Source organism: Desulfofustis glycolicus DSM 9705 (genome assembly GCF_900130015.1).
GTDB lineage: Bacteria > Desulfobacterota > Desulfobulbia > Desulfobulbales > Desulfocapsaceae > Desulfofustis > Desulfofustis glycolicus.
Genome location: NZ_FQXS01000069.1, coordinates 1 through 3,591, shown reverse-complemented (window position 1 = coordinate 3,591; position 3,591 = coordinate 1). Strand labels below are relative to the sequence as shown.

The following is a 3,591-nucleotide window of genomic DNA, read 5'->3' as shown; positions in this document are numbered from 1 at the left end:
TGGAGAGAGGGTTGAACCTGTAAAAGAAGGCGAGCTTGACAGGGCTGTCAATATCTGAGAATGATTCCTCAAACACCAGACTTGATTATAACTCCTGGGTGGCGGTGCAGGTGGATAACGTCAACGACACGCCGCTGATCATCGGTGACCGTTTGTTTCTCCACGAAGACGAGCCGCTGGTGTTTACCCCGGATCAAATCGCCCGTTTCCTGATTGATCCCGACGGCCAGGACATGCAATTGATCGCCATCGACCAGGTGGTCGGCGGCAGCATAGAGAGCGACTCCGGTACCTGGCGTTTTGTCCCGGATGGACACTGGTACGGCGAGGCCTCGCTGGGTTACCTGGCGACCAACGATACCGGGGAGACGATCACCGGCACGCTGGCCATCGGCGTGCTGCCGGTCAACGATCTGCCGGCTGTCGCCGCCGCATCGGCGGTTGGTGAAGAAGATCACCAGCTAACCGTTGCCCTGGCCGATCTGCTGGCCGGGGCGACCGACATTGAAGATGGCAGCGCCCTTCGTTTCGACGGCTTTGTCGACTCCAGCCATGGCGACGCCTGGCTCGATGACGGCGGCTTCATCCACTTCCTGCCAGACGATGATTATTTCGGCAACGCCGCGTTTCGCTATCGGGTGATGGACAGCGAAGGCGGCGTCGGCATCGGTGAGGTGCAGCTGGCCATCGCCGGGATCAACGACGCACCGGTGGCCGTCGATGATGACGGGCTGTCGGCCTGGAGCAACGATGGCTACGAGAATGTCTATCTCGCCGCGACCTTGCTCGCCAACGACTACGATATGGAATTCGACTCGCTGGCGATCACCACTCTCGGCGCCGCGCGGTTCGGCGACGTGACGCTGACCGCCGACGGCACCGTCCGTTATGCCGCCCCGTCGCCGGACTGGGTCGGTATCGACTCGTTTACCTACTGCATCGCCGATGGCAACGGCGCCACCGCGGAAGCTACGGTCACCCTGGCGGTTAAGGTCAACACCTCGCCTGATGTCTATCCGGAACTGCTCTTTATCAACGAAGACGAAATGGTCGTGCTCGGACCGGACGAACTGCTGGTCAACGACAGCGATATCGACGATGATGAGCTGAGAATCGTCGGTGTCGAGGCCGGCGAACACTGCACGTTCGATCTGCGGCCGGACGGCACGGTGCTGTTTCGCCCGGAGCTCAACTACAACAGCAACTATCCGGGTCAGGCCTGGTTTACCTACACCGTTGCCGACGGTATCAGCGAGCCGGTCAGCACCGTCGCGTTTTTTCAGATCGAGCCGGTCAACGACCGGCCGATCCTGACTCCGGAGCGCATTTCCGGCGCGGTCGAGGACAACGCCTTTCAATTTCGTATCGCCGATCTGCTGGCCAACGATAGCGATGTGGAGATGGCCTCTGCCTACGAGGAGGATGCTATCTTCTTTGCCGGCCTCGGCAGCGCCGGCCATGGCGCCATCACCTGCGACCTCGACAGCGGTCTGATCTACTACCAGCCGGACGCGAACTTTTTCGGAACTGATTCGTTTTCCTACAGCGTGATCGATTCCTCCGGCGCCGTCTCCACCATCGAGTCGCATATCGAGGTGGCTGGCGTCAACGACCTGCCGGTGGTCCAGGAGGATATCGGCTCGCCGGCCGAGGAATATATCTGGAACTATTACAGCACCGCCGGTCTGGTGAGTAACGACTTCGACGTCGATGGCGACCTCTTGACCATCCACAGCCCGCGAGTCGTCCAGGGCTCAGCCCAGGTCACTCTGTCCGGCGGCAACCTGGCGGTGAAACCGGCCATCGGCACCGACCGGGTGGTCATCGATTACATGGTTTCCGACGGCAATGGCGGCGAGGTGGGCAGCAGGTTGACCATCCCGCAGATTCTCGAACACAATTTTGCACCGCAGTTCACCAACCTGTACGAGGTTCTGCTGTACTTCAATCTCGGCGGCAATGCACCGCGAACCGATTTCAGTTTCCAGGTCACCGATGCCAACGGCGGCGACAACTGGGGTCAACCTGGCGATATCGCATCCATCTCCGCCGGCCGCTTGCGCACCAACTATCCGCTGGCGCAACTCACTGAGCTCAATAACACCGGCGACTTCCGTTTCGGTTATTATGCCCGGGACCTGGATCCGGCCATCGACTACTACGCCACCTTCACCATCACTGCCGTCGACCACGCCGGTGCCACCGGTACCATCTTCGTCGATTATGACAAATTGGCCACCCGCAAGGGAGTCTATTCCTATCAATACAACCCGGTGGTGCTCGATCTCGACGGTGATGGTGTGGAACTGCTGGCCGGCGGCGACCAACCCTTGTTCGATTGGTGCGCCGGCGGCCAGCTGGAACAATCCGGCTGGGTCGGCCCCGATGACGGCTTTCTGGCCTTCGATCACAACGGTGATCGTCAGGTCACTCGGGCCAACGAGATCTCCCTGGTCGGTTACGATCCGGAAGCGACCACCGACCTGCAAGGGCTGCGTGCCTTCGACTCCAACGAAAACGGTCTGTTTGACGCACAGGACCAACAGTGGACCTCCTTTGGCGTTTGGCAGGATAAAAACAGCAACGGCAGCACCGATAGCGACGAGTTCCGCAGTCTCGACGAACACGGTATTGCCGCCATCGACCTGCACAGCGATGAAACCTACTGGGAACTGGCCGGCAATCACGTCTACGGCACCACCGTCTGCCACCTGACCGACGGAACCACCCTTGCCGTCGCCGATGTCGGCCTGTGCGGCGGTGAAGTGAGCGTCGAGTTCCCGGCAGCGCCGGATATCGAAGAGCCAGCCGGCCTCGCGCAGGAGAACGTGGCAGAAACGATCGCTCTGCAAGGTTCGACAACAGATCCGCTAGCAGCTCCAGCCACGGAAACGGCAATGGCTACCGCAACCGATCAGCAACCAGATAAGATAGACGAACCGACGACAGAGGAGGAGCCATACCCGCCGGCCAATGCAGAAACGGTGTTGGGGGCTGGGGAAGAACCGGCGCAAACGTCAGTCCCATTACCGCGGGATGAACCTGATCAGCGAGAGGCTGCGGTGGCCGAGGACTATGAAGATGCGTCTCAACCGGTGGAGAGTCCGGAAGAGTACCTGGTATCGGACGCAGACCTCGATCTGTTGGCCGCCCAACTCGTTGCCGATATCGCCTCGTATACGGGAAACGAAACCGAAATCGACCAGTTTGTACCCCTGGAAGACGGTCTGACCATAGAAGCAGATATTCTAGTCCAGACAGACATGGAAGAATTGGCCGCCTAAAAGGGACGAAAAGCTCTGCTTTGAGGAAGCAAAATGAAACAACTGCAAAAATATTTAAGAGAAAACAAAAGTATACTATTTGCGTATCGAATCGATAGATACCAGCATGCAAAACGAAAAAAGCGAGTTTACTTTCCTTTCGATATCGCTTTCTATCTAGTTGAAGATAAAGATTATTATCTTAACAAAATGAAAACGACTAAGGATATCAGGTTATAGTGGACCCCAGTTTTAAGACAGTAGTTTAAGCTAGACGCAATCCCGAGGAACAGGAAAAGATGAGTGAAGGAAAGAAGAGAAAGTTCCA

Annotated in this window: 1 protein-coding gene; it reads left to right on the top strand. The window is 57.9% G+C overall.

Annotated elements, in window-relative coordinates:
- Window positions 1–110 precede the first annotated feature (110 nt).
- Entirely contained in the window at window positions 111–3,284 is a 3,174-nt protein-coding gene (locus BUC26_RS22270) for a cadherin-like domain-containing protein (protein ID WP_161949927.1), read from the top strand.
- Window positions 3,285–3,591 lie beyond the last annotated feature (307 nt).